Origin of the sequence: Pedobacter indicus, from assembly GCF_003449035.1 — a bacterium.
GTDB classification, from domain to species: Bacteria; Bacteroidota; Bacteroidia; order Sphingobacteriales; family Sphingobacteriaceae; genus Albibacterium; species Albibacterium indicum.
In genome coordinates, this window is sequence record NZ_QRGB01000001.1 from 1,170,414 (window position 1) to 1,196,005 (window position 25,592).

Sequence of the window (25,592 nt, forward strand, 5' to 3'; positions counted from 1 at the left end):
TTATAGTTAATGATCGTATTCTTTCTCGCACATTACATTCTTTCCCACAACGAATAGATATCTGTATTTTTATTTTTGAAATTTAAAATTAGTAAAAATATATTTGGTCAAACTTGCTGATGTTGACGGTAAGATTTTTCTCCTCTTTTCAAAGCAACGTTGATTTTGTAATCAAACCAATGTTGTTTAAATAGTTTGCGCATCGTGTTGTCAAAATGTCTCGTGATAACTAGGTTTCTAAAGCCACGCAACCTATCAATGGGTTTGGTTGGCAGGGCACGCACACTGATGGAAAACCCTTCAGTTATATATTGTATGAAGTGCCAGTATCCTGAAGGCATAAAAAGCGTTTCGCCTGTTTTTATTTCCGCTTCCAGGCCATTGATAAATTGCAAGGCTGGAAACTTATCGTAATCAGGCTCCTTTAGATTGGCAATACTATGAAAGTTGTATGGCAATTTATATAGCTCCGTAGACTGCTCAAGTGGAAAAAGCCAGATCTTTTTAATTCCTCTATATTGTGATATGAATACGTGGGACATATCGATGTCATAATGATTTCTTGTACTGGATCCCTCACCACCGAAAAATAGATAAGGGAGCCATTTTAAAATCTTACCCCCGGTGGGGTCATTGTATATAATATCCTGGTTTAACTCCGGCTTCAGTTTCAGTAAATTGAACAGAAAAATTCGCAGATCCGTCGGTTCCCGCTCTATTAGGTCAAGATAGTCGGCAAACTTCATTTGTGTTACAGGGGCGCTGGCAACTCGATCTCGCGAGGTCTCCTCTTTGCCATAGAGAGAGATGGTTTGGTCGCCTGCAATTTCTTTGAAATAATCATATGTCCATTTTGCGAATGCCGGGCTGTCTGAATCAATGAAGTCTGTTAAAATAACAGGATTCCCAGGTTTAAGGTAATTGGCAATGAAGTCTTCACTGCTTATACCTGATACGCGTTCTATTTTCTCTAGTTGCACAGTAAATTAATAATTAATACGAAGTAAGCACTGCAAAAATACAAATAAACTATATCTCTAGCAGAGACGAATAAAAATTTAAAAATACTTGTTTTCTAAAACTTTAAGAGTTAAATTTGATATGCAAGCATAATAATTTTTGTATGTCGAAAATTAATACCATTGATTACTACCTGAAAACAGCTTGGCAATCTGTTGCTAACTCATATAATCAAGTAGCGTCGAAAGTAGGATTGACGCAGGCTTCGGGTTATGTGTTAATAAATATTCATAAAGAAGGTACCGCGGTGTCACAAATAGCAAATCTTTTGGGTGTTCGGTCTACAAGTCTTTCGAGGATGTTAAACGGAATGGAGGAGCAGGGACTGATTTTTAGGGAGGCTAGTTCTCAAGATAAGCGATCTGTTAAAGTGTTTCTTACTGAGTTTGGTATTCAAAAACGTGCGGAAGCGAAAAATATTGTTCGTGAATTCAATAATTACTTAGTTGATAACATGACGGAGAATGAACGTGTACGACTAGAAAGCTCTCTAATTAAAGTTAACCAATTAGCACAGAGGTATATCCAGGAAAACAATAAAGGTGATTAGTTATGAAAAGAAAGATTAGAAAAGTTGCGGTTCTCGGATCCGGTGTTATGGGGTCGCGGATTGCATGCCATTTTGCTAACGTAGGTGTCGAAGTGTTGTTGCTGGATATAGCTCCGTCAGAATTATTGCCACAAGAGGAAAAAAAAGGGCTGAAGCTTCAAGATCGGGTAGTGAGAAATCGTATTGTTGATTCACATCTGAATAATACAGTGAAATCGAACCCCTCTCCTGTTTTTAGTAAGTCTGTTCTCAAGTTGATCAGAACAGGAAATTTCGAAGATGATATGAAGAGTATCGAATCGGCGGACTGGATTATCGAAGTAGTTGTCGAGAAGTTGGAGATCAAGAACAAAATTTTCGACCAAGTAGAGCAGTTCCGAACAAAAGGAACGTTGATTACTTCCAATACTTCCGGTATTCCGATCCATTTAATGTCCGAGGGGCGTTCGGATGATTTTAAAAAGCATTTTTGTGGAACTCATTTTTTCAACCCTCCTCGTTACCTTAGGCTCCTCGAAATTATCCCAACGACAGAAACCGAGCAAGACGTTGTTTCCTTTTTAATGGATTACGGTGATAAGTTCTTGGGTAAAACGACAGTGCTCTGCAAAGATACACCTGCCTTTATTGGTAACCGGATTGGTGTATACGCGATGTTGGGAATGACGCACTTAGTAGAACGCTTTGGCCTGAGCGTGGAAGAAACCGATAAATATACGGGACCAATTTTGGGTAGGCCGAAATCGGCGACCTTTAGGACTGCCGATGTTGTTGGTCTGGATACTTTAGTGAACGTCGCCAAAGGCTTATATGATAACGCAAATGATGACGAAGCTAGGGAGATGTTTAAGCTACCTGGCTATTTGCAGCAGATGGTAGATAATAAATGGTTAGGTGAGAAGACAGAGCAAGGCTTTTATAAGAAGATTAAAGAAAAAGGGAAAACAGAAATATTATCGCTAGATCTAGAGACATTAAAATACGGTCCGCAAAAAAAAGTAAAATCTGAGACGTTGGAGCGGGCGAAAGCTGTTGATGACATTCGTCAACGGATGAAAGTTTTCGAAGAAGGAGATGACATGGCAGGCAAACTATTTCGGGCTGCCCACTATCCACTTTTTGAATATGTATCGAATAGAATTCCTGAGATATCTGACGAACTTTATCGAATAGACGATGCGATGCGTGCGGGTTTTGGTTGGGAATTAGGGCCATTTGAAATTTGGGATGCATTGGGAGTGCAAGGTGTTGTTGATAGAATAGAAAGCGCAGAGTTATTGCTGCCGGGGCAATCGGGCAAAGTGGCACCGTGGGTTTATGAAATGCTGGAGGCTGGGAACGACCATTTTTACAAGATTGAAGAAGATGGCAGAAAATATTATGACCCTGAAACCGGAACCTATAAAGTTATTCCGGGCTCAGAGGGGCTAATTGTTTTAAACGATTTGCGAAAAAATCATACAGTTTGGAAAAATAGTGGTGTGAGTATTATTGATTTAGGGGACGGGGTGCTGAATGCCGAGATCCATACAAAAATGAACACGATTGGCGGAGATGTGATACAAGGTATTAATAAAGCAATTGACCTGGCGGAAAAAGACTATAAAGGCTTAGTTATCGGGAATGATGGAGCGAATTTTTCTGCTGGAGCGAATATCGGGATGATTTTTATGTTGGCAGTAGAACAAGACTATGATGAGCTGGGAATGGCTGTTAAAATGTTTCAAGATACTTCCATGAGAATACGCTATTCATCGATACCGATTGTTGTCGCGCCCTTTAACTTAACCCTGGGAGGTGGTTGTGAGTTTGCAATGCACGCCGACTTTGTACAGCTTCATGCGGAGACTTATATGGGACTTGTTGAATTTGGTGTAGGAGTTATCCCAGGTGGGGGTGGTTCAAAGGAGATGGCTATTAGAGCATCAGATGAATATAAAGAAGATCAGATTGTCCAGAATATATTGAAAGATAAGTTTTTAACAGTAGGGCAGGCAAAGGTATCGACTTCTGCTGTTGAGGCGGTAGAGCTAGGTTATTTGCAGGCCGGTAAATATGCTATAACAATGAACAGGAGTCGCCTTTTAGCAGACGCAAAGGCGAAAGTTATAGAGCTTGACGAAGCGGGATATACGCAGCCTGTAAGACGCACGGATATTAAAGTGCTAGGTCAGCAAGGCTTAGGGATTGTTTATGCAGGCGCGAATTCGATGAAGGAGGGGAACTATATTTCTGCACATGATCAGCTGATTTCTGAAAAGCTTGGATGGGTGATGTGCGGAGGCGATCTGTCTGAACCAACTGAGGTTTCCGAACAGTATTTATTGGATTTGGAAAGGCGAGAGTTTCTGTCATTGGTAGGTACAAAGAAAACATTGGAACGGATACAGTTTATGTTAACTAAGGGAAAACCTTTAAGGAATTAATATGGAAGCGTATATAGTAGCAGGGTATAGAACCGCAGTAGGCAAAGCGCCAAGAGGAGGATTTCGATTTACTAGGGCAGATGATCTCGCTGCTGATGTAATTAAATATCTGGTTGACTCTGTGCCGAATCTTAATAAAGAAGAGATCGATGATGTTATTGTCGGGAATGCAACGCCAGAGGCAGAACAAGGATTAAATATTGGTCGAGTGATTTCGCTAATGGGTTTGGATACGGAAAAGGTTCCCGGTGTGACGATTAACCGTTATTGTTCCTCCGGATTGGAGACTATCGCGACAGCAGTTGCTAAAATAAAAACAGGAATGGCTGACATGATCATTGCAGGTGGTGTTGAAGTGATGTCAGGGATGCCATTCGGGGGATGGAAATTAGTTCCCAATGCTAACGTTGCTAAGAAGCATCCCGACTGGTACTGGGGAATGGGACTAACTGCTGAAGCCGTTGCTCGAGAGTTTGAAGTAAGCAGAGAAGATCAGGATGCATTTGCATTAGCTTCACATCAAAAAGCATTAGCGGCTCAAGACAAGGGGCTCTTTAAAGATGATATTGTGCCAATAACTGTTAAGGAAAACTATTTAGGTGCTAACAACAAGATCGCAACGAGAGAGTATATCGTAGATCAGGACGAGGGACCGCGTGCCGATACGAGTCTTGAACGATTAGCTGCTTTGAAACCAGTATTTGCTGCAGGAGGTTCAATTACTGCAGGTAATTCCTCACAAACATCAGACGGAGCTGCCTTTGTGTTGGTTGTTTCAGAAACAAAATTAAAGGAATTAAACATTGAGCCAATTGCTCGTCTGGTTAGTTATTCTGTTGCTGGTGTTCCACCACGTATTATGGGTATAGGCCCTATCGAGGCTATCCCAAAGGCTTTGAAGCAAGCTAATATGTCGTTGAATGATATTGATCTCATTGAGTTAAATGAGGCATTTGCTTCACAATCTTTGGCTGTGATCAGGAAAGTTGGTTTGAATTCCGACATTGTTAATGTAAATGGAGGTGCGATTGCGCTTGGACATCCTTTGGGTTGTACAGGTGCAAAATTATCTGTTCAGATCTTTAATGAATTGAAAAGACGAAACAAGAAATATGGGATGGTGACGATGTGTGTAGGAACGGGGCAGGGAGCTGCGGGTATATTTGAAATGTTATAAATATCGGGGAACCTTTAATCTAAAAGCAATGGGAAATGCTATGAAAAATGTAATAAAAGGGGGTGAATTTGTTATCCGCGAAACATTGTGTGAAGATATTTTTATACCAGAGGAATTTGATGAAGAGCAGTCTATGATCCGGCAGACTTGTCGTGATTTCATAGAAACTGAAATTCTCCCAAATCTAGATGCGATCGATGAACAAGAAGAAGGTCTGATGCAGACGCTTCTGGATAAAGCTGGAGCACTTGGTTTATTAGGCGTTTCGATTCCCGAAGAGTATGGTGGTTTTGGGAAAAACTTTAATACGTCTATGCTCGTTGCTGATGCCGTTGGCGCGGGACATTCGTTCGCAGTAGCTTTGTCGGCACATACGGGGATTGGGACTTTACCCATATTGTATTATGGGAATGATGAACAAAAAGCGAAATACATTCCTAGGTTAGGAACTGGAGAATTCAAGGCTGCGTATTGTCTTACAGAGCCCAACGCCGGTTCTGATGCTAATTCGGGAAAGACATCTGCCGTATTAAATAAAGAAGAGACTCATTACATTGTCAATGGTCAAAAAATGTGGATAACGAACGGTGGTTTTGCTGATATTTTTATCGTATTCGCAAAGATCGACGACGACAAAAACCTGTCCGCATTTATCATCGAAAGAGAGTTTGGGGGAATAACAATGAATCCCGAAGAACAAAAAATGGGAATTAAGGGGTCTTCAACAAGACAGATATTTTTCAATGATTGTCATGTGCCAATAGAGAATTTGCTTTCACATCGAGGAAACGGTTTTAAGATTGCAGTTAATATTCTCAATATTGGTAGAATAAAATTGGCGGCAGCAGCAATCGGATCATCAAGAATGGCAATTAACCAGTCTATAAATTATGCAAATGAGCGGATGCAATTTGGGCTACATATTTCAAAATTTGGAGCAATTCGACATAAATTAGCCGAAATGGCCATCCGTAATTTTGCTGTTGAAAGCGCCGCCTATCGAGCTGGCCAGAACATAGACGATGCCTATGATAAATTGGTTGCAGATGGAATGGAAAGTGGGCAGGCACGCTTAAAATCGACTGAACAGTTTGCGATTGAGTGCGCGATACTGAAAGTGTGGGGCTCTGAGATGCTCGATTTTGTTGTCGATGAAGGGGTACAGGTTTATGGGGGAATGGGTTTTTCAGCCGATGCCCCGATGGAGCGTGCTTATCGAGATTCACGAATTAACCGAATATTCGAAGGTACTAATGAGGTTAACAGGCTGCTTATAGTTGATATGTTATTGAAAAGAGCAATGAAGGGAGAGTTGGATTTGATGGGGCCTGCCCAGGAGGTAGCAAGTGAATTGATGTCTATACCTGATTTTGAAGAAGCGACTGATTCTTTGTTCGCCGCGGAAAAAAAGATATTAAGAAATTTAAAGAAAGCGGGATTACTGGTTGCCGGTGCAGCCGTTCAAAAATTTATGATGTCTTTGTCAAAAGAACAGGAAATATTAATGAATATTGCAGATATTATTGGATCCGTGTATGTTGCTGAATCGACTTTACTAAGAGTAGAGAGGTTGGCTTTAATAAAAGGAGCGGGAGCGATAGAAGGTCAAATCAATATTGCGAAGGTATACCTGCACTCTGTTGTAGACGAAGTTTACATCGCTGCGAAAGCTGCTTTGTATTCATTTGCTGAAGGAGATGACTTAAAAATGATGTTGATGGGTCTTCGCAGATTTACTAAAGTAGAGCCGTTTAATTCGAAAAATGCTCGACAACTTATTGCTAAACAGATGATTGAGGAGAATAAATATTGCTATTAGTAAAAGTTTTATCTAATAATGAAAGTCGCTGTAGCAATTGTTCTGCGGGTTTCGTTTTTTTATTTAGGTTTAACCTTTCAGGTTTGTGCTGTTAAAAAATGTTAATTCCTAAATAAAATCAATTAAATAAATAACTTTGCACTGATAGTATGAAAAATTCCATGAAAAAAATTAACTTTCTTTTTATTGCTTTGATCATTGGTTTGGGCTTTACAAGCTGTATGAAGGATAATGATATAGAGCCTTATGATCCTGATAAGTATTTCACATTAGAAGCTCCGATACTAAGAAACTATGTTGACACAGCTGAAGGACTTGAAGGTGCAATTCTTGATGAAACAGGAATATGGTATAAAATCGTTGAACCCGGTTTGGTAGATCCTGAAGATGACGATTTCTATGAATATAATTTTAATAGCAATAATCAATTAGAATCACCACGAATTACAGTCAATTACGAAGGTAGACTGGTTTCAAACAGTTTAGTATTTGATGATGGTGAAGAAGCAACATTTTCTCTCGGAACATTATTGGGAGGGTGGTTAGTTGCCTTTTTACCTGAAAACATGAAAGATCGCAATGGCGATATTGTTCTTGACCAGAATGGAGACCCAGCAAAATATGGCTTAACTGAACTTGGTTTGCAAAAAGGAGCAATTATTCGCATTGTATTACCGTCCCCATACGGATATCAATCACAGGCTCAAGGAGACGTTCCTGCGAACTCTCCACTGGATTTTTACATCGAAGTTTTGGAAGTACAACCGCCTTCACCATACTAATAAAAATTTTAATTACAGCTCTTTAATGAATATACGGTATAGTCGATTCTTGATTTTGTGTCTATTGGGAGTAATGATATTTAGCTCCTGCGATAAAAAAGAGTATCAAACGATTGTTGAACTTGATGAGGAAAATATACAGGCTTACATCAGGAAGAATAATTTGACGAACGTTGTTCCGTTCGGAAATACGGGAATGTACTATCAGGTTCTTGAAGAGGGCACCGGTGCCCCGCTAAATTATGATAGCAAGATTCCATTAGTATATTCATTTATCACCCACGATGGTAGTTACCAGGCTATAGATACTTTTAGCATGGCCAACCGATATGCTGATTTTTTAGGTTATTTTCCCTATGGATCCTCTGTGGCAAATGGTAATTCGGGCTCGCCGCTAGATAAAGAAGAGGGTTTAAAGTTGGTATTGCACGATGCTTTGAAGAATGCGGGCGGAAAGATACGTGTGCTCGTCCCTTCTCGTTTAGCATATGGACGCAATGGTTCTAAGTTGGTCGGTTCAAACATGAGCTTAGATTATACAATCCATGCGATCGATCCCGAGACTTTGCCAGAATATGAATCGTACGTCATCGAAAAATATATTCCCACGATCAACGGCATGCAGGTAGCTGATTTCGAAAAAAGTGAGACAGGAGTATATTATAATATTTTGGAGCCAGGAACTGGGGATGTCGTGTCTGAGACCTCAACGGTTAAATTGGGATATGCGTTGAGATTATTGAATGGTAATATCTTAGAAGAATCTTCAACAGACTCGACCTCATTAACATTATCCAATACAATTGATGGCTGGAAGGAAGTACTCCCAAAACTGAAAGCAGGAGGTAAGGTTCGTATGATTGTGCCTTCGAGCCAAGCCTATGGGACAGCAGGTAATTCAGGTAGTAGTAGCGGTGGTGGAGGTATACCTCCCTTTTCACCTTTAGACTTTGAAGTGAAAATTAAATCGGTCAACGATTAATCGTAGAGAATTTGGTTGCTAGGAAATAGCTTCTAAAACAGCTTCTTTAAACGTTAAGCATGTGTGGGGAAAAAGGTCATGAATCTTATTGTCCTCGCATAGCAGATCACCTTGAATATTTTTACTAAAAGCTCCGGCAATTTTTTTAGGTAAACCGCCACTTGTACTTAGCCAAAAGGTGGAAAAGAATGTATGAACAAACGGTAGAGTTATGACTGTTCGTTTTACTTTTGAAAGTTTCATGAACTCCAACAACATCTCTTTATAACTTAATATTTCTGGGCCTCCGATATCGAAACTTTGATTGAATACTGCCGGATTAAATGAGATAAAGTCCAGATAAGCAATGGCATCAGATAGTGCTATGGGCTGGCATCGGCTTTTAGCCAATTTTGTATTTGAAACTATTGTCAGATTTTTAGTCATCTTTTTAAAAATCTGCATTAAGAGTGAATCTTTCCCTACAATATTACTGGTTCTAATAATTGTATAAGGAATATAGCTTTCCTCGAGTAAGTCCTTCACCTCATCGATTACTGGAGAGCGCAGAGGTAGCACGTAAATTAAATGCGAACAATTGACGCGTCTTGCTTTCTTTATGTAATTTTGTAAGGATAACAGTTCGAGTTCTTGATAAATATCACCTCGTTCTGCTATATAATAGCTAAAGTAAAATGCGACATCAAGATCTTCAGGGAAGTTTTTAGAATATTTTTCGCGAATTAGATCTCCTTGTATCGTTGATAAATTTTTCTCAGTTTTCTTGTTGGCATAAAAAAGTGTTTCACTCCGTATCAAACACGTAACCCAATAATCTTTCTTAAGAAAATACGATACTAATTCCTGTCCTAAATAGTTGTTGACGCCGGTTAATAATATGTTCATTTTAGAAAAATTCGTATTCCTTTATACTACTACAAATTAATAGCGTCAAAAGTTTCTTTTGCATGTATTTAATATAGGGTATTGTAAATAGAATGTAAATATCTCCATTATAGTCGAATTGTTGAAAAGAACGTTCAAATATGAAGTATATTTGTTTTACACGAATTACTTCTAAGAATGGATAAAAGGACCATATTACTTTGGTTTAGAAACGACTTACGAATTTGTGATAATGAAATGATTAGTCTGGCAACGGAAAAAGCCAGTTTAATCTTGCCTGTCTATATTTATGACACTCGTTTGTTTACCGTAACAAATCAACAGTTTAAAAAAACTGGTGTCATGCGTGCAAAGTTTATCAACGATAGCGTTCGCGATTTACAACAATCTTTTCGTGCGATGGGTGGGAATCTGATTATAGAGCATGGTTTGCCAGAAGAGATACTGCCTGTCCTTGCCAAAAAATATAATGTCGATGAAGTTTATCATCATCGTGAGGTAGCTCAGGAAGAAACCAAGGTGTCGGGTCTTGTAGAAGAGGCTTTGTGGAAACTTCAATTAAATCTACGTCACTTTATTGGACACACTTTGTACCATAAGGAGGATTTGCCTTTTCCCATTAGAGATATTCCCAATGATTTCAATGTTTTTAAACGAAAGACAATAAAAGAAGGGGTTATTAGGCCTAGTATTGAAGTCGGCTCGAATATGAATTTTGTCGAAGTTGCTGAAAGTAGTGATGTGCCCGATCTGACAGTATTGGGTTTTGATAAGCATGAAATTGCACAGGCTTTAGCATCTCCGATTAAAGGTGGAGAAGGAGAAGCAGTTTTACGTCTAAATAATTTGATTAAAAGCATGGATAGTGACTGGCCTGAATCAGGTTTGTCTCCGTGGTTGAACTTAGGCTGCCTTTCCGTCCATACCTTCTACCATGCTCTTGTAAAGCAGACTAATTTCTCGAAAGCAACCCTTAACAGGTTAATGGATGAGCTGTGGTGGCATGATTATTACCGATTCATGTTCAAGAAGCATAAAAATCAATTTTTTAAACTTGAAGGGTTTGCGTCTCAGGCTCCCGTCTATACTGGCACCGACCAGGATTTTGAGAAATGGAAAAATGGGACGACAGAAAATGTTGAAGTAAATGAAATTATGAAATCCCTTAATGAAACTGGCTATATAGATCGTCAAAAAAAGCTAATTGCCGCATCGTATCTCGTGCATGACCTAAATGTGAATTGGCTTTTGGGAGCTGCTTATTTTGAGGAAAAATTAATCGATTATAGTCCAGCAAATAACTATGGGAGCTGGGCTCATGTGGCGGGTGTTGGTAGTAGCTCTAAACATAATCAGAATTATATTGTTAGTTAATTAAAAAAATCCTAGATTCCTTACTGCCACAATCATTTAATTTATAACTTTGCTTTATACGTATAAAAACATGAATAAGCTTTCTTTTTTGAGTAACGCTGACTCACGTTATATTGATTCAATGTATGAGTCATATAAAAATGATCCAGAGTCTGTTGATTTTGGGTGGCAAAAATTCTTTGAAGGGTTTGATTTCGGTTCATCATCTCAAGGAACCGGTACACCTACCACCGCTGAAACTCCTGAACATATTTTAAAGGAAATCAATGTATTAAATATGATAAATGGCTACCGAGAAAGAGGCCATTTATTTACAAAGACTAATCCAGTCCGTGAACGTCGACAATATTTTCCAGGCAAAGAGCTTGCTACATTTGGTCTGGAGGAATCGGATATGGATACCGTATTTAATGCGGGTGTTGAAGTGGGATTAGGCCCTGCTAAGCTCCGGGATATTCGTCAACTAATTGAAGATACCTATTGCGATACAATTGGTGCAGAATTTAAATATATTCGTCATCCGGAAAAAATAGCATGGCTTCAGAGTAGAATGGAGGGTGAGCGGAATGAGCCTAACTTTGATATCGAGACAAAAAAGCGGATACTTCAGAAACTGAATGAAGCCGTTGTGTTCGAAAATTTTTTAGGTACGAAGTTTTTGGGTCAGAAGCGTTTTTCACTCGAGGGTGCTGAAAGTTTAATACCTGCTTTGGATTCTGTAATTCAGAAAGGAGCTGACTTAGGTATTGAAGAATTTGTGATTGGTATGGCGCATCGGGGAAGGTTGAACGTATTAGCCAACATATTGGGTAAAACATATGAAACTTTATTTAGTGAATTCGAGGGTAAGACCACGGAAGATACTGAATTTGGAGGCGATGTTAAATACCATTTGGGTTTCTCGACTGATGTGACTACTGCAAGTAACAAAAGCGTTCATTTAAGCTTGTGCCCAAATCCATCTCACTTGGAAACTGTCAACCCGGTGGTTGAGGGAATTGTCCGTTCAAAGATTGATATGAAGTATGATGGGCAAAGCTCTAAAATTGCTCCTATCCTCATCCATGGAGATGCAGCGGTAGCAGGACAGGGAATTATGTATGAAGTTATTCAAATGTCGAAATTGAGTGGCTACAAAACCGGAGGTACAATTCATGTAGTGATAAATAACCAAGTTGGATTTACCACAAATTATAAAGATGCTCGGTCATCCACATACTGTACCGATATTGCCAAAGTAACCCTTTCACCTGTATTTCATGTAAATGGAGATGATGTGGAGGCTTTGGTCTATGCGATTAATATGGCTGTGGAGTATCGTCAAAAATATCATACTGATGTATTTATCGATATGCTTTGCTATCGTCGCTATGGGCACAATGAAGCAGATGAGCCGAAATTTACGCAGCCTTTGCTATACAAGGCAATAGAGAAACATCTTAATCCACGCGAAATATATAACAAAAAACTTCTTGAGCAAGGGAGTGTTGATGCTAGCCTTGCGAAAGAAATGGAGAAAAACTTTAGAGCATTATTACAAGAGCGGCTGGATGAGTCTAAAGATGACGAGAATATTCCGGATGTTAATCCGATGTATTCCGGTGCATGGAACGGTTTAAGAAAAGCAAAATACGAGGATATATTTGTTCCCGCTGATACTGCTGTCTCCGAGAAGGACTTTATAAAGATAGCCAAAGAAATTACACAGTTACCTGAGGATAAGAAGTTCTTCAGAAAAATTGAACGTCTATTTGCTGAGCGACGGAAAATGGTTGAGAACAAAACGTTTGACTGGGCTATGGGTGAATTGATGGCTTATGGTACCTTATTGAATGAGGGCAAAAGGGTGCGTATTTCAGGTCAAGATGTTGAGCGAGGTACCTTCTCTCATCGGCATGCCATATTGACCTTGGAAGATTCTGAAGAAGAGTACGTGCCCCTCGCACAGTTGAATGACGGAACCGCGAGGTTTGATATTTATAATTCTCATCTTTCGGAATATGGAGTTTTGGGTTTTGAATATGGTTATGCGTTAGCAAATCCACACTCACTAACCATATGGGAGGCCCAGTTCGGGGACTTTGTTAATGGCGCACAAATCATTATCGACCAATACATAGCCAGTGCCGAAGCAAAATGGCGGCGTTCGAATGGATTGGTAATGTTGCTTCCTCATGGCTACGAGGGACAAGGGCCTGAACATTCTTCCGCTCGTCTAGAGCGTTTTCTGGAGTTATGCGCGGAGAATAATATGCAGGTAGCAAATTGTACGACTCCCGCCAGCTTTTTCCATATTTTAAGAAGACAACTGCACCGAGATTTTAGAAAACCTCTAATTGTATTTACACCGAAAAGCTTATTGCGCCATCCATTGGTGATGTCAAAATTAGAAGAGTTTACAAAAGGAAAGTTCCGAGAAGTTATCGATGATAATTATGTACGCTCTGCTAATGTCAAACGAGTTCTGTTTTGTACCGGTAAAGTTTATTATGATTTATTGGATAAACAGCAAACGGCCAAACGTAAAGATGTGGCAATCGTTAGAGTTGAGCAGTTATATCCGATTCCTATGGATAAGCTCCGCGCTATAAAAACAAAATATAAGAACGCTGAAGAGTTTCTCTGGGTACAGGAAGAGCCAGAGAACATGGGGGCTTGGCCGTACATATGTCGGAAGTTACGTAAATCAAGAATTAGCTTGGAAGTAATTTGCCGTAAAGAAGGAAGTAGTCCGGCAACAGGTTATCAAAAACAGCACATTGCCCAACAGCTGGTTATCGTCGAAAAAGCTTTCGAAACCAAGGTTGGCACAGAGGTCAAGGAGACTATCAAGAAAACAACCAAAGAGGCAGCAAAAGTAGATTAACAAAACGAAGCATTTATGAGTTTAGAAATGAAAGTGCCTACCGTAGGCGAGTCAATTACAGAGGTAACCGTGGCCGAGTGGCTAAAGAATGACGGTGATTATGTTGAGATGGATGAGGTTATTGCCGAGCTTGAGTCAGACAAAGCAACTTTTGAGTTACCAGCAGAAAAGGCGGGTATTTTACGGCATGTAGCCAGTGAGGGAGATACACTGGAAATCGGTGCTATTATCTGTAAGATTGAAGAAGGCGGTAAATCCGAAGGATCTGCGGAAAAAACAGATAATGAAAAACCGGCTGAAGAGGCTAAGGATGAACCGAAAAGTGATTCCCAAGCCAGTGCAAGTACACAAACAGAGACTCAAGATACTTATGCATCAGGAACTGCTTCTCCCGCTGCTGCTAAGATATTGAAAGAAAAAGGTATTGACCCGCAATCTGTTAAAGGTACAGGCAAGGACGGTCGAATCACGAAAGAAGATGCTTTAAATGCTTCACCTGCTAAATCGGAAGCAAAAGCCGATAATCAACAAGCATCTGCTTCTGCAAGTCCGGCAACTTCGACCGCGGCGTCAAGCGGAGCTAGAGAAGAAAAGAGAGAAAAAATGTCCTCTTTGCGTAAAACAATAGCGAAGCGATTGGTTACGGTGAAGAACGAAACGGCGATGTTAACAACATTTAATGAAGTTGACATGAAACCTATCATGGATATTAGATCGAAGTATAAGGATAAGTTTAAGGAAAAACATGGTATTGGACTTGGGTTCATGTCATTTTTTGCCAAAGCAGTTTGTATGGCACTAAAAGAGTGGCCATCTGTCAACGCAAGAATTGAGGAAAATGAAATTGTATTCAGTAACTTCGTTGACATCTCAATTGCTGTTTCTGCACCTAAAGGGCTTGTTGTTCCGATTATTCGGAATGCAGAATCAAAGTCTCTTCAAGATATTGAGAAGAGTGTTGCTGAACTGGCAGGTAAAGCTCGAGATAATAAACTGACAATCGAAGAGATGACGGGTGGAACCTTTACGATTACCAATGGCGGTGTGTTCGGTTCAATGATGTCAACTCCAATTATTAATGCACCTCAATCGGCAATCTTAGGAATGCATAACATTATCCAAAGACCGGTAGCCATAAATGGCGAGGTAGTGATCCGACCGATGATGTATGTTGCATTGTCTTATGATCACAGAATTATCGACGGACGAGAGTCTGTGAGTTTCCTGGTTCGGGTTAAAGAACTACTCGAAGATCCAACGAGACTCCTATTGGATGTTTAATTTTACAAATAAAGAGGGATTACGACGTTAATCCCTCTTCAATTATAGGTCCTCTCTAGAAAATTATTCCTTGAAAAGATTTTATCTCACGGTCATCCTTATGTTATGCCTTATCCAGATAAAGGCACAGATGCTGGAGTGGGATGTAGGCTTCTTCGGGTTTGTTGATAATAGGGAGTACGCTGCTTCGGGTAGGGAGTCAGCTACCTTTCTAGGCACCCAATTGAGTCCGGAAGTTGGCTTGCTGGTAGATAGTACACATCGAATCCGTTTTGGGATGAATCTTTTACACGAGTTCGGAACCAAGCAATTTAGTAATAAGATTAGCCCCACAGTTTATTATAATTATCAAAAAGATCACATCAGCTTCTATATGGGGGCCTTTCCTCGTAGAGGCTTAACAGATGACTTTTCAAGGGCGCTACTGAGTGACACGCTTATCTATTTTCGTCCGAATCATACTGGACTACTCTTTAAAGTTGAAAAGCCCCTGCTTAATCAAAATATATGGATTGACTGGGTTAGTAAACAATCAGTTGATCAACGTGAACAGTTTATGGTCGGGGCTTCCGGTAAGGTTCAGCTAGGAATGTTCTTTGTTGCTCATGATGCGTTGCTTTGGCACAATGCACTTCCTGATAATCCCCCAGAGGACATGCATCTTCAAGATAATGTCGCTATTACAGCACAAGTGGGCATAGACATGACGAAGATTTCTGATTTAGACTCTTTAACTTTCGGAGTTGGGGGTATTTTATCAGCCGACCGTTTACGCGGTGTTTACGATTGGAAAGGGGCGCGGGGTGCTTTGATTGAAGTTCATGGAGCTTATCGTTCATTTTTCGTTCACAATACATTTTATGTCGGCGACCGACAAGCTCTTGCACTTGGTGACGATTTTTATTCAGAAAAGCTATACAATCGCTTAGATTTAGGTTGGTCACCGTTGAGAAATAAGCGGTTTTCGGCAAAATTGATCGCGAGTTTTCATTTTACAGCGGGTGCGATAGATAATCAACAGACCCTATTACTCCGCTATAATATCGGGTCAGCACATCTTTTAAAAAACACAAGGTTTAAGTAGTTTTACGGTATGAATTTAATTGAAGTAAATAGTGTTGAGCTGAGCCGGGATTTTATCGAGATGGCACCTCAATTCTATAAGGGAGATTCCAATTACATCAGACCACTCGATTCGGACGTAGAGAAAGTATTTCAACCATCACAGAACAATTTTTTTAATGACGGCGAATGCATACGCTGGTTGCTTAAAGGTGCCTCTGGAAGGTATATCGGCAGAATAGCCGCATTTTATACCAAGCAAGAGCCTAGGGGCGCCGACCGTCCCGCAGGTGGATGTGGTTTTTTTGAATGTATAAACGACCAAAAAGCCGCTGATATCCTGTTTGACGCTGCGAAAGAATGGCTCCAATCAAAAGGTTTGGAAGCCATGGATGGTCCTATCAATTTTGGTGAAAGAAATAACTGGTGGGGGCTGCTGGTGGATGGTTTTTACAAGCCTTGTTATATGTGTAACTATAACCCCGCTTATTACCAAACATTATTTGAAAATTATGGCTTTCAGGTTTATTATAAGCAATATACCTATTGGCGTGATGTTCAAGAAAAACTCGATACGCGTTATGCCGAGCGTGCCAAAAAGATCTTACAACATAAAGGTTATACCTTTTCACATGTCGATAGGGCCAATCTCGAAAAAGCTGCGACAGACTTCAGAACTGTTTATAATAAAGCTTGGGTAAAACATGCAGGTGTTAGTGAAATATCTGAAAAACAGGCAAATGATCTGTTAAAAGATATGAAGCCGATATTAGACCCCAGACTTATTTGGTTTGCTTATTACGAAGAAGAGCCTATTGCTTTCTGGATTTCGCTTCCTGATGTCAATGAGCTGATTGTACAGAAGTTGAATGGGAAATTAACATTATGGGGTAAATTACTATTCCTTTGGCGTAAACTTACCAATCAATGTAAGACGATGTTTGGTGTAATTTTTGGAGTTGTGCCTGAGCATCAAAAAAAAGGTGTCGAGATCGCTTTAATTGTAGAATCTGCTCTTTTGGTGCAATCCGAATCTATGCCTTACAAAAACTTGCAAATGAATTGGATAGGCGATTTTAATCCGAAAATGATGAGAGTAGCTGAACAAATTGGTGCAAAAATATATAAAACGCATCATACCTATCGTTTTTTATTTGATCAGAGCTTGGTTTTTGAAAGATACCCGATAATCTAAATCACTTCTTTGTAAAAAAATACAAAAACATCTTCTTTAAAATCTTCGAAACATTCGCTAAATGTGTATGTTTGTATTGTTAAACTTGATTTAATCTAAAATAAAAAACAAAATGAAAAAACTATTTTTAGTGCCAGCGGCTGCGGTTGCTTTATTTTTGGCATCATGTGGAGGTAGTAACTCAAATACCACTGAAACTGCAACAACTGATGAGTCAGCTCCAGCAACTGAAACCGTTGCTTCTGGCGAAGCCTTAGAAACTGCTGTATTTGAAATTGAAGCTAATGACCAAATGAAATTTGACAAAGATCTTTTCACTGTCAAAGCCGGTCAGGAAGTTCAAATTACATTAAAAAACGTTGGAGAGTTGCCAAAAGAATCAATGGGGCATAACTTCGTCGTATTAGCGCCAGGAACAGACGTAGCTGCATTCGGTGGTGAGGCTTTCAAAGCGAAAGACGCTGAGTACATTCCTGCTACTTTTGCATCATCAATCATCGCACATACAAAATTATTAGGACCTGGAGAAAGTGATACTATTACTTTTACTATTGACGAACCGGGTGAATACGAGTTTGTTTGTAGCTTCCCTGGTCACTGGGGTACGATGCGTGGTAAAATTGTTGTTGAATAATACAATCACGGTTATTTTAATATAAAAAAGAAGGCAGTCAATTTTGGCTGCCTTCTTTTTTGTGCTATTTTTGATCATTACCTTTGTTATACAATAAGAAACAAAAAATATGGAATATGACGTAGTTATAATTGGGAGCGGACCTGGTGGATATGTTAGCGCAATTCGCTGTGGTCAGCTCGGTCTTAAGACCGCAATTATTGAAAAATACAGTACCTTTGGAGGAACCTGTCTAAATGTTGGCTGCATCCCATCAAAAGCACTTCTAGATTCGAGTGAACATTTTCACAATGCAAAGCATCGCTTTAAAGAACATGGAATCGGATTAAAAGACCTATCTGTTGATGTTGGACAGATGATAAAAAGAAAAGACGAAGTTGTACAACAAACCACCGCTGGAATCTCGTTTTTATTCAAGAAGAATAAGGTGACATCCTATCAGGGTGTAGGTTCTTTCGTCGATAAGAACACGATCAAGATTACCAATGAAGGCGGTAAAGAGGAAACAATAAAAGCAAAAAACGTAATTATAGCTACAGGCTCCAAGCCTTTCTCATTACCCTCCATTAAAATTGATAAGAAAAGAATTATCACTTCCACCGAGGCCCTCAATCTGAAGGAGGTTCCAGAACATCTTGTCTTGATAGGCGGTGGGGTAATCGGCCTAGAACTAGGTTCGGTATATGCACGCTTAGGGTCAAAAGTCACCGTTTTGGAGTACGCAGACTCGATCATCCCTACGATGGATAAAGGTCTGGGCAAAGAGTTACAAAAGTCCCTTAAAGCTTTAGGCTTTGAATTTTTACTAGGACATAAGGTAACAGGTGCTAGCGTACGAGGTAAAAAGGTCACTGTAACCGCCGAAGATAAACAAGGCAAAGAGGTAAAAGTAGCTGGTGATTATTGCTTGGTGGCGATCGGTAGAATAGCATATACTGAGGGGTTAGGCCTAGAAAATATAGGCATAACGGTCGATGAAAAGGGTAAGAAAGTTCCAGTTAATGAACACCTTCAAACAAGCGTAGAAGGGGTATATGCAATCGGTGATGTCGTAAAAGGTGCCATGTTGGCTCATAAAGCAGAAGACGAAGGGGTTTATGTTGCTGAATATATTGCTGGTCAAAAACCCCATATCAACTACAACCTTATTCCAGGAGTAGTTTACACATGGCCAGAAGTAGCGAGTGTAGGTAAAACAGAGGAGGAATTAAAGAAGGATGGTCAGAAGTATAAAGCAGGTTCCTTCCCGTTCAAAGCGAGTGGACGTGCGCGCGCCAGCATGGATACTGAGGGCTTTGTTAAAGTCCTCGCTGATCCAGATACCGATGAGATATTAGGTGTTCATATGATTGGACCCCGTGTAGCTGACATGATCGCCGAGGCGGTCGTAGCAATGGAGTACAGAGCTTCCGCTGAGGATATTGCACGTATTTGTCATGCTCACCCAACCTATACAGAATCCTTTAAAGAAGCAGCGCTAGCAGCTACTGCAAACCGAGCGATACATATGTAAGATTTACGAGCGGAATTTATTTCCGCTCTTTTTTTGACTTTCTATGAATTTTTACACACGTAAGTGGGTTAAACCCGAAGATCTGAATCCTAACGGCACCTTGTTTGGTGGAACATTATTACGATGGATAGATGAAGAAGCGGTAATTTACGCTATAATTCAACTTGGTAATCCAAGGGTTGTTACCAAATATATATCGGAAATCAATTTCGTAAGTTCAGCCCGGCAAGGCGATATTGTTGAACTGGGGATAACTGCAACACATTTCGGGCGGACATCAATTACCTTGACTTGTGAAGTACGGAACAAAATAACTAAAAAGAGCATCCTTACAATCGACCAGCTCGTTTTTGTAAATGTAGATGAAAATGGAACTCCCGTTCCCCATGGTAAAACCGAAATTACTTACGCCTACCGATAGCCTCTTGGTAGTCGAACTTAAACATATTGTTAAATCAATATGAATATAATGTAAAAATAGATATTTTTGCTGCTACCCTTTAACGCAGCAATGTCGGCAAACAAAACTTTTAAAACGAATATTTACGGTAAGGTTCTGTACCTTTTTATTATTCTCCTTTTGGTATATGCACTCTTGCGATTAGGGTTTTATTGGTCAAATCGGTCGTTATTTCCGGGTGTAGACACATCCAGCTTGCTAACGATGATGCTTGGCGGCGTCAAATTCGATATTGCAGCACTGATCTATATTAATTCGCTCTATATTTTAACGCAGAGTATTCCATTTACATTTCGCTACAAACAATTGTACCAGAACGTAAGTAAATGGATATTCATCATTACAAATACGGTCGGTATTATATTGAACCTGATCGACTTTGGTTATTATAAATTCACGTTAAAAAGAACGACAGGAACCATATTTCAGCAGTTTTCAAATGAAGAGAATATGCTCAAGCTATCAATTGATTTTCTCGTTGATTATTGGTATTTGCTAATTGCTCTAGTATTACTCGTCGTTTTGCTCCACTGGCTGTACAATCATATAGAGATCGTGAAGCCAGTCAGGTTCCGAACTGCTCAGTACCTTGTTCACAGCGCTCTTTTTGTTGTCATCGTTCTTTTAAGCATAGTAGGTGTCAGAGGCGGGTGGCGACACAGCACGCGGCCAATTACCCTGAATAATGCAGGTGATTTTGTTGAAAGACCGGAACAAATGTATATCGTTCTTAACACACCATTTTCTATCATCAGGACTTTGGGCTCGGTAGACCTCAAGCCGGTTGAATATTTCACTGAGTCCGAGCTTTCAGAAATATACAATCCTATCCATCAACCAAGCAATACAGAGGAGTTTAAGCCCCTAAATATTGTGTTATTGATTATAGAAAGCTTAGGGAAGGAACATATTGGTACCTTGAATAAAGATTTAGATAATGGCAAATACAAGGGTTACACGCCATTTCTGGATTCACTGATTACCGAGAGCTATACATTTACCAGAACGTTCGCTAATGGTCGTAAATCAATAGACGCCCTACCGGCTATTATTTCAGGGGTTCCGAGTATCAAAGAACCTTATGTTTTGTCTATTTATTCGGGTAATAAGATAAATAGTTTGCCCAGTATATTGAAAGGAAAAGGGTATGAGACTGCATTTTTCCATGGAGCTCCGAACGGATCAATGGGCTTTTCAGCTTATGCCAAGTTAGCTGGATTTGATCATTATTTTGGAAAAAATGAATATAATAATAACAAGGACTTCGATGGTATTTGGGGAATATGGGATGAACCTTTCCTCCAATACGTTGCCAATGAAACTGGGACATTGAAAGAACCGTTTTTGTCTGCATTTTTCTCATTGTCTTCCCATCATCCGTTTCAAGTGCCAGATCAATATGCAGGGAAATTCCCAAAGGGGAACCTTCCTGTTCAAGAAGTCATCGGTTATACTGATTTAGCGCTCCGGAAGTTCTTCGAAACAGCAAAAGAGCAATCTTGGTATGATCGTACATTATTTGTTCTTTGTGCCGATCATGCAACGGTATCCTATTATCCCGAATACCAAACACCGCTTGGGGCATATTCGATACCTATTGTATTTTACTATCCGGGTGGTGAGCTGAAAGGAATGTCAGATAAGTTAGTTCAGCAGATCGATATAATGCCTACTGTATTGAACTTTTTAAACTACGAGAAGCCATACTTCGCATTCGGTTTTGATGCTTTTTCAAGTGACACAACCAACTTCGTTGTCAATAACAACGGTAGTGCTTTTAGCTTTATTCAGGGGGACTATCTTTTAATCGGTGATATAGATCACAGCACCGGCTTGTTCAACATTAAGCAGGATCCTTTATTGAAAAACAATCTGATTAGGAAACATAAAGGGACACAAGACTCACTTCAAAGACATCTGCAAGCCTTTATTCAACAGTACAATAACCGCATGATTAATAATAATCTAACTGTTCACTGAGGTTGAGGGTTTAAGTGATCCCTCTTCTTTCAATTCTAGTTTTAATTTCCGTTCAACCCAAAATGGTGCTAAAGGAATTAAAGATGCTAAAAAGAATACAGCAAGTCTTTTAAAGCTCCATTTATAAATATACCAACAGCTAATCAATAAAACTAAATATGCTATAAACAGCAGCCCGTGAGCCCAACCCACATACTTTACCCCCAAAGGCCAATCTGCTAAATACTTGAGAGGCATTGCGATAAAAAATAAAATAACTGTCGATATACCTTCAATAAAGGCTACCTGCATAAAGCGGAAAAGCGTTGAATCTTTCATATGTATAAGCTATAAGAATCCATTAAGCCCCGAAAATACGGCTTTTGTATCCAGCTTCAGAACTTTCTTTGTAAGCTTGACAAAAGCTTGACTATCTGCGCTGACTAGTGTTCGTATTCAGGCTTCAGCTCTTTATGCTCATACTCTTCCACCATCAGCTCATCTATCGGTAAGCCTTCTTTGTCCAGTCCCAGCTTATGTAGGATGGTGTCAAATAACATATACACCACCGGCACAACCACCAAAGTCAAGAATAAGGAACTAACCAAGCCCCCAATAATTACCCATGCCAAGCCGTTTTTCCATTCGGCTCCGGCGCCAGATGCTAAGGCGATCGGCAACATACCAAAGACCATGGCGATCGTGGTCATTAGAATCGGGCGGAGACGTGCGTGGTTCGCATTGATAAGAGCCTGTTTGGTAGTTTGTCCTTCCGCTTTCATGTGATTCGTAAAGTCAACCAATAGAATAGCGTTTTTAGCCACCAACCCAATCAACATAATGAGTCCAAGAATAGTAAAGATATTCAAGCTGTTGTTGGTCAATGCCAACGCCAATAACGCCCCAATAATCGATAAAGGAATCGAGAACATCACCACAAAAGGGTATACAAAACTGTCGTACAAGGCTACCATAATAAAGTAAACCATAACGACTGCAATCAGTAAAGCAATACCCAATGTTCCGAAGCCCTCAGATTGATTTTCCATATCACCACTCCAGATATAATTTACACCTAAAGGTTTATGTATCTTCTCTAGCTCTGTTTCAAAGTCAGCCGCTATACTTCCGGCTGGTCGGCCTACCGTTTGTCCTTGTACTTTCACCGAAGTGCTCTTATCCCGTCGTTCCAATTGCGTAGGTCCCGAACCTTCTTTTACATCTGCAAATTGGGATAGTTTAATCAACTGCCCCTGATTATTAGCAAACAGTAAATTACTTACATCATTTACATTTCGCCGATCATAGTCATCAAATCGAATATTGATATCGTATTCATATTCACCCTGACGGAATTTACCGTCAGTGTTTCCATTAAACGCCGTTTGCATCGTTGCACCTACCGTTTGGAGATCCAAACCTAATGACGACATCTTGTCACGGTTCACGACTACCTCAACTTCTGGGTTTCCTCCTTCAACGGAAAGTTTCGTTCCCGTCGACCCAGGTATGTCTGCCAAAATATCACGCGCCTTTTCTGCATAATCCATGATACTATCTAAGTTGGAACCCGTTACAATAAGTTCAATTGGCGCCTGTTCTGCAGTTCCCATAATACTGACAGGCACGGTTTTAATTTTTACGCCAACCAAAATATCGGCAAGCTCTTTCTTGATTTTAGCAGCATAAACATCGGAAGGGTCACGTTCACTCTTATCAATCAATTTGACCGTAATCTCTGCTTTATAAGGAGTAGCAAGTGTTCCCATCATCCCATCGCTCGATTGACCGACCATCGTGATCATCGATGTGATTTCCGGTTTCGTTGACAAAAACTCTTCTGTTTTCAGAGCCACTTGGTTTGTTTGCTCGATAGACGCATCTTTTGGCAATTCCAATTGAACTAAGAACTCCCCACGATCACTTTGTGCAAAGAACTCCCCTCCAATAAAGCCGGCGATTACCAATCCAAAAGAGCCGAAAAGCAGTAAAGTAACAACGACTAAAGTAATCGCCTTATGGCCTAAACACCATTCCAAAATATTGGTGATCCAATTGGTAAATCGCTTCAATAGCCTTTCAAAACCCAGGATAAAACGACCACTAATTTTCTCGGATGTAATTTTTTCCAGTTTACCGAAGCGCGATGTTAATAGCGGAACGATTGTAAACGAGACCAGTAAACTTAGTAGCGTTGAAATAATAACCACCACACAGAATTCACGTAGAATACTGGACACCATACCTGTACTCAAGGAAATTGGCAGAAACACCACGACAATTACTAATGTAATCGAAACCACCGTGAAGCCGATCTCTTTAGCACCGTCTATAGAAGCTCTGACTTTATTCTTTCCCATTTCCATATGTCGGTAAATATTCTCGATTACCACAATGGCATCATCGACCAGAATACCCACGACAAGCGATAAGCCCAAAAGGGACATCAGGTTCAGCGTAAAGCCGAAAAGCAACATACCGATAAAGGTAGAGATCAAAGAAACCGGTATAGCAACCATAACAATGACTGCATTCCTAAAGCTATGCAAAAAGAGGAGCATGATTATTGCTACCAAAATGATCGCAAGAATCAGGTCAAATACCACAGCATTAGCTGATTCCAAGGTATAAAGCGAGCTGTCATTCGCAACTTCCAGCGATAATCCGGCAGATGCATGCTCGGTTTCCAATTGTCCCAGAATCGCACGTACCTCCTGACTCACGGCTACCGCGTTAGCGTCTGAAGTTTTTAGAATTTGGATCGCAATTGAGGCACGACGATCAACCCTAGATAATTTTTCAACATCTTTTTGCGTGTCCTGAACATCAGCAAGGTCTTTAACCCGTATCTGAGCCCCGTCTGCAGTCGTGGTGACAACTAGGTTGCGAAGTTCATCTACATCTTTAAACTTCCCGGCCAAACGCACCAAAATATCCTGTTCAGTAGTTTTGATACTACCCGTTGGGAAGTCAAGATTAGAAGAAAGGATAATCTGTTGAATTTGCAACGGCGAGATACCATAAGCTTCTAACTTGCTCGCATTTAAATTTACCTGTATTTCTCTTTCCTGCCCCCCGATTAGATTGACCTGCGCCACCCCCGGTACCTGCGATAATATCGGTTGTATGGTTTTGTCAATAAGATCATAGAACTCAGCATCCGCCATATTAGAGGTTGCCGAAAGTGTCACGATTGGCAAGTCATCAAACGAAAACTTAGCCAATGAAGGGGCATCCACATCATCAGGCAAGTCTGCGAGTATCGCATTGATTTTTCTCTGCGCATCATTCAGTGCCAGATCGACATCCGTTCCACTGTTCAATGTGATAATTACCAAAGAAAGACTCTCAAATGAGGTTGCGTCAATCTTTTTTACATTTTCCATCGATGCTACAGCATCTTCAATTTCTTTGGTAACCGTGTTTTCTACTTCGTTAGGAGAGGCTCCCGGGTAGACAGTCGATATAGAAACTACCTCGGGCGTGAATTTCGGTAACATCTCATAATTCAATGAAAAGTAACTCAAAATACCCATTAAACTGAGTGCAGTGAATACAACGATAACGAGTGACGGCCTTTTTATGGAGACTTCTGATATTTTCATTA

The 25,592-nt window shown here is 40.1% G+C and carries 19 protein-coding genes; 15 read left to right on the forward strand and 4 right to left on the reverse strand.

Annotated features, from left to right (window positions below; genetic code table 11):
- Positions 1-107 precede the first annotated feature (107 nt).
- Positions 108-980, reverse strand: coding sequence for a cupin-like domain-containing protein (locus D3P12_RS05335; protein ID WP_118194026.1), 873 nt, complete (start codon positions 978-980; stop codon positions 108-110).
- Between the two features lie 143 nt (positions 981-1,123).
- Between D3P12_RS05335 and D3P12_RS05340 the strand changes: the two genes are divergently transcribed.
- The 6 genes from D3P12_RS05340 to D3P12_RS05365 all read left to right on the forward strand — a co-directional run bounded on the left by D3P12_RS05340 (position 1,124) and on the right by D3P12_RS05365 (position 8,756).
- The gene (locus D3P12_RS05340; RefSeq protein WP_118194027.1) at positions 1,124-1,570 is read left to right on the forward strand and encodes a MarR family winged helix-turn-helix transcriptional regulator; all 447 of its coding nucleotides are present in this window, start codon (positions 1,124-1,126) and stop codon (positions 1,568-1,570) included.
- A gap of 2 nt (positions 1,571-1,572) precedes the next feature.
- Positions 1,573-3,996 (forward strand): 3-hydroxyacyl-CoA dehydrogenase/enoyl-CoA hydratase family protein, encoded by a 2,424-nt coding sequence (locus tag D3P12_RS05345; RefSeq protein ID WP_118194028.1) that lies wholly within the window; start codon positions 1,573-1,575, stop codon positions 3,994-3,996.
- Position 3,997: 1 nt separating this feature from the next.
- Entirely contained in the window at positions 3,998-5,173 is a 1,176-nt protein-coding gene (locus D3P12_RS05350) for an acetyl-CoA C-acyltransferase (RefSeq protein ID WP_118194029.1), read from the forward strand.
- Positions 5,174-5,213: 40 nt separating this feature from the next.
- Entirely contained in the window at positions 5,214-6,992 is a 1,779-nt protein-coding gene (locus D3P12_RS05355; protein WP_118196980.1) for an acyl-CoA dehydrogenase family protein, read from the forward strand.
- A gap of 161 nt (positions 6,993-7,153) precedes the next feature.
- A complete protein-coding gene (locus D3P12_RS05360; RefSeq protein ID WP_157970256.1) occupies positions 7,154-7,774 on the forward strand; it encodes an FKBP-type peptidyl-prolyl cis-trans isomerase in 621 nt (206 codons plus the stop codon).
- A gap of 73 nt (positions 7,775-7,847) precedes the next feature.
- Positions 7,848-8,756: an FKBP-type peptidyl-prolyl cis-trans isomerase gene (locus D3P12_RS05365; RefSeq protein WP_157970257.1), complete on the forward strand. Its 909-nt coding sequence runs from the start codon at positions 7,848-7,850 to the stop codon at positions 8,754-8,756.
- A gap of 18 nt (positions 8,757-8,774) precedes the next feature.
- Here D3P12_RS05365 and D3P12_RS05370 read toward each other — a convergent pair whose 3' ends face one another.
- The gene (locus D3P12_RS05370) at positions 8,775-9,641 is read right to left on the reverse strand and encodes a Rossmann-fold NAD(P)-binding domain-containing protein (RefSeq protein WP_118194032.1); all 867 of its coding nucleotides are present in this window, start codon (positions 9,639-9,641) and stop codon (positions 8,775-8,777) included.
- Positions 9,642-9,818: 177 nt separating this feature from the next.
- On the opposite strand from D3P12_RS05370, the gene D3P12_RS05375 reads away from it, so the two are divergent.
- The 9 genes from D3P12_RS05375 to D3P12_RS05415 all read left to right on the forward strand — a co-directional run bounded on the left by D3P12_RS05375 (position 9,819) and on the right by D3P12_RS05415 (position 22,006).
- A complete protein-coding gene (locus D3P12_RS05375; RefSeq protein WP_118194033.1) occupies positions 9,819-11,015 on the forward strand; it encodes a deoxyribodipyrimidine photo-lyase in 1,197 nt (398 codons plus the stop codon).
- Positions 11,016-11,085: 70 nt separating this feature from the next.
- Complete coding sequence (locus D3P12_RS05380) at positions 11,086-13,881, forward strand: 2-oxoglutarate dehydrogenase E1 component (protein ID WP_118194034.1); 2,796 nt, start codon at positions 11,086-11,088, stop codon at positions 13,879-13,881.
- Between the two features lie 15 nt (positions 13,882-13,896).
- Positions 13,897-15,162 carry a 2-oxoglutarate dehydrogenase complex dihydrolipoyllysine-residue succinyltransferase gene (odhB, locus tag D3P12_RS05385; RefSeq protein ID WP_118194035.1) on the forward strand — a complete coding sequence of 422 codons (1,266 nt, stop codon included), beginning with the start codon at positions 13,897-13,899 and terminating at the stop codon, positions 15,160-15,162.
- A gap of 70 nt (positions 15,163-15,232) precedes the next feature.
- Entirely contained in the window at positions 15,233-16,246 is a 1,014-nt protein-coding gene (locus D3P12_RS05390) for a hypothetical protein (RefSeq protein WP_157970258.1), read from the forward strand.
- Between the two features lie 9 nt (positions 16,247-16,255).
- A complete protein-coding gene (locus D3P12_RS05395) occupies positions 16,256-17,419 on the forward strand; it encodes a hypothetical protein (RefSeq protein WP_118194037.1) in 1,164 nt (387 codons plus the stop codon).
- Between the two features lie 112 nt (positions 17,420-17,531).
- Positions 17,532-18,053, forward strand: coding sequence for a plastocyanin/azurin family copper-binding protein (locus D3P12_RS05400; RefSeq protein WP_118194038.1), 522 nt, complete (start codon positions 17,532-17,534; stop codon positions 18,051-18,053).
- Positions 18,054-18,162: 109 nt separating this feature from the next.
- Positions 18,163-19,566: a dihydrolipoyl dehydrogenase gene (gene lpdA / locus D3P12_RS05405; protein WP_118194039.1), complete on the forward strand. Its 1,404-nt coding sequence runs from the start codon at positions 18,163-18,165 to the stop codon at positions 19,564-19,566.
- Between the two features lie 43 nt (positions 19,567-19,609).
- Positions 19,610-19,987 carry an acyl-CoA thioesterase gene (locus D3P12_RS05410; protein ID WP_118194040.1) on the forward strand — a complete coding sequence of 126 codons (378 nt, stop codon included), beginning with the start codon at positions 19,610-19,612 and terminating at the stop codon, positions 19,985-19,987.
- A 90-nt stretch (positions 19,988-20,077) separates the two neighbouring features.
- Positions 20,078-22,006 (forward strand): LTA synthase family protein, encoded by a 1,929-nt coding sequence (locus tag D3P12_RS05415; protein WP_118194041.1) that lies wholly within the window; start codon positions 20,078-20,080, stop codon positions 22,004-22,006.
- Here D3P12_RS05415 and D3P12_RS05420 read toward each other — a convergent pair.
- Both D3P12_RS05420 and D3P12_RS05425 read right to left on the reverse strand, forming a co-directional pair.
- Positions 21,992-22,324, reverse strand: coding sequence for a DUF3817 domain-containing protein (locus D3P12_RS05420; RefSeq protein ID WP_118194042.1), 333 nt, complete (start codon positions 22,322-22,324; stop codon positions 21,992-21,994). The two genes, D3P12_RS05415 and D3P12_RS05420, sit on opposite strands and share 15 nt — an antisense overlap.
- A gap of 104 nt (positions 22,325-22,428) precedes the next feature.
- Entirely contained in the window at positions 22,429-25,590 is a 3,162-nt protein-coding gene (locus D3P12_RS05425; RefSeq protein WP_118194043.1) for an efflux RND transporter permease subunit, read from the reverse strand.
- Positions 25,591-25,592: the final 2 nt, after the last annotated feature.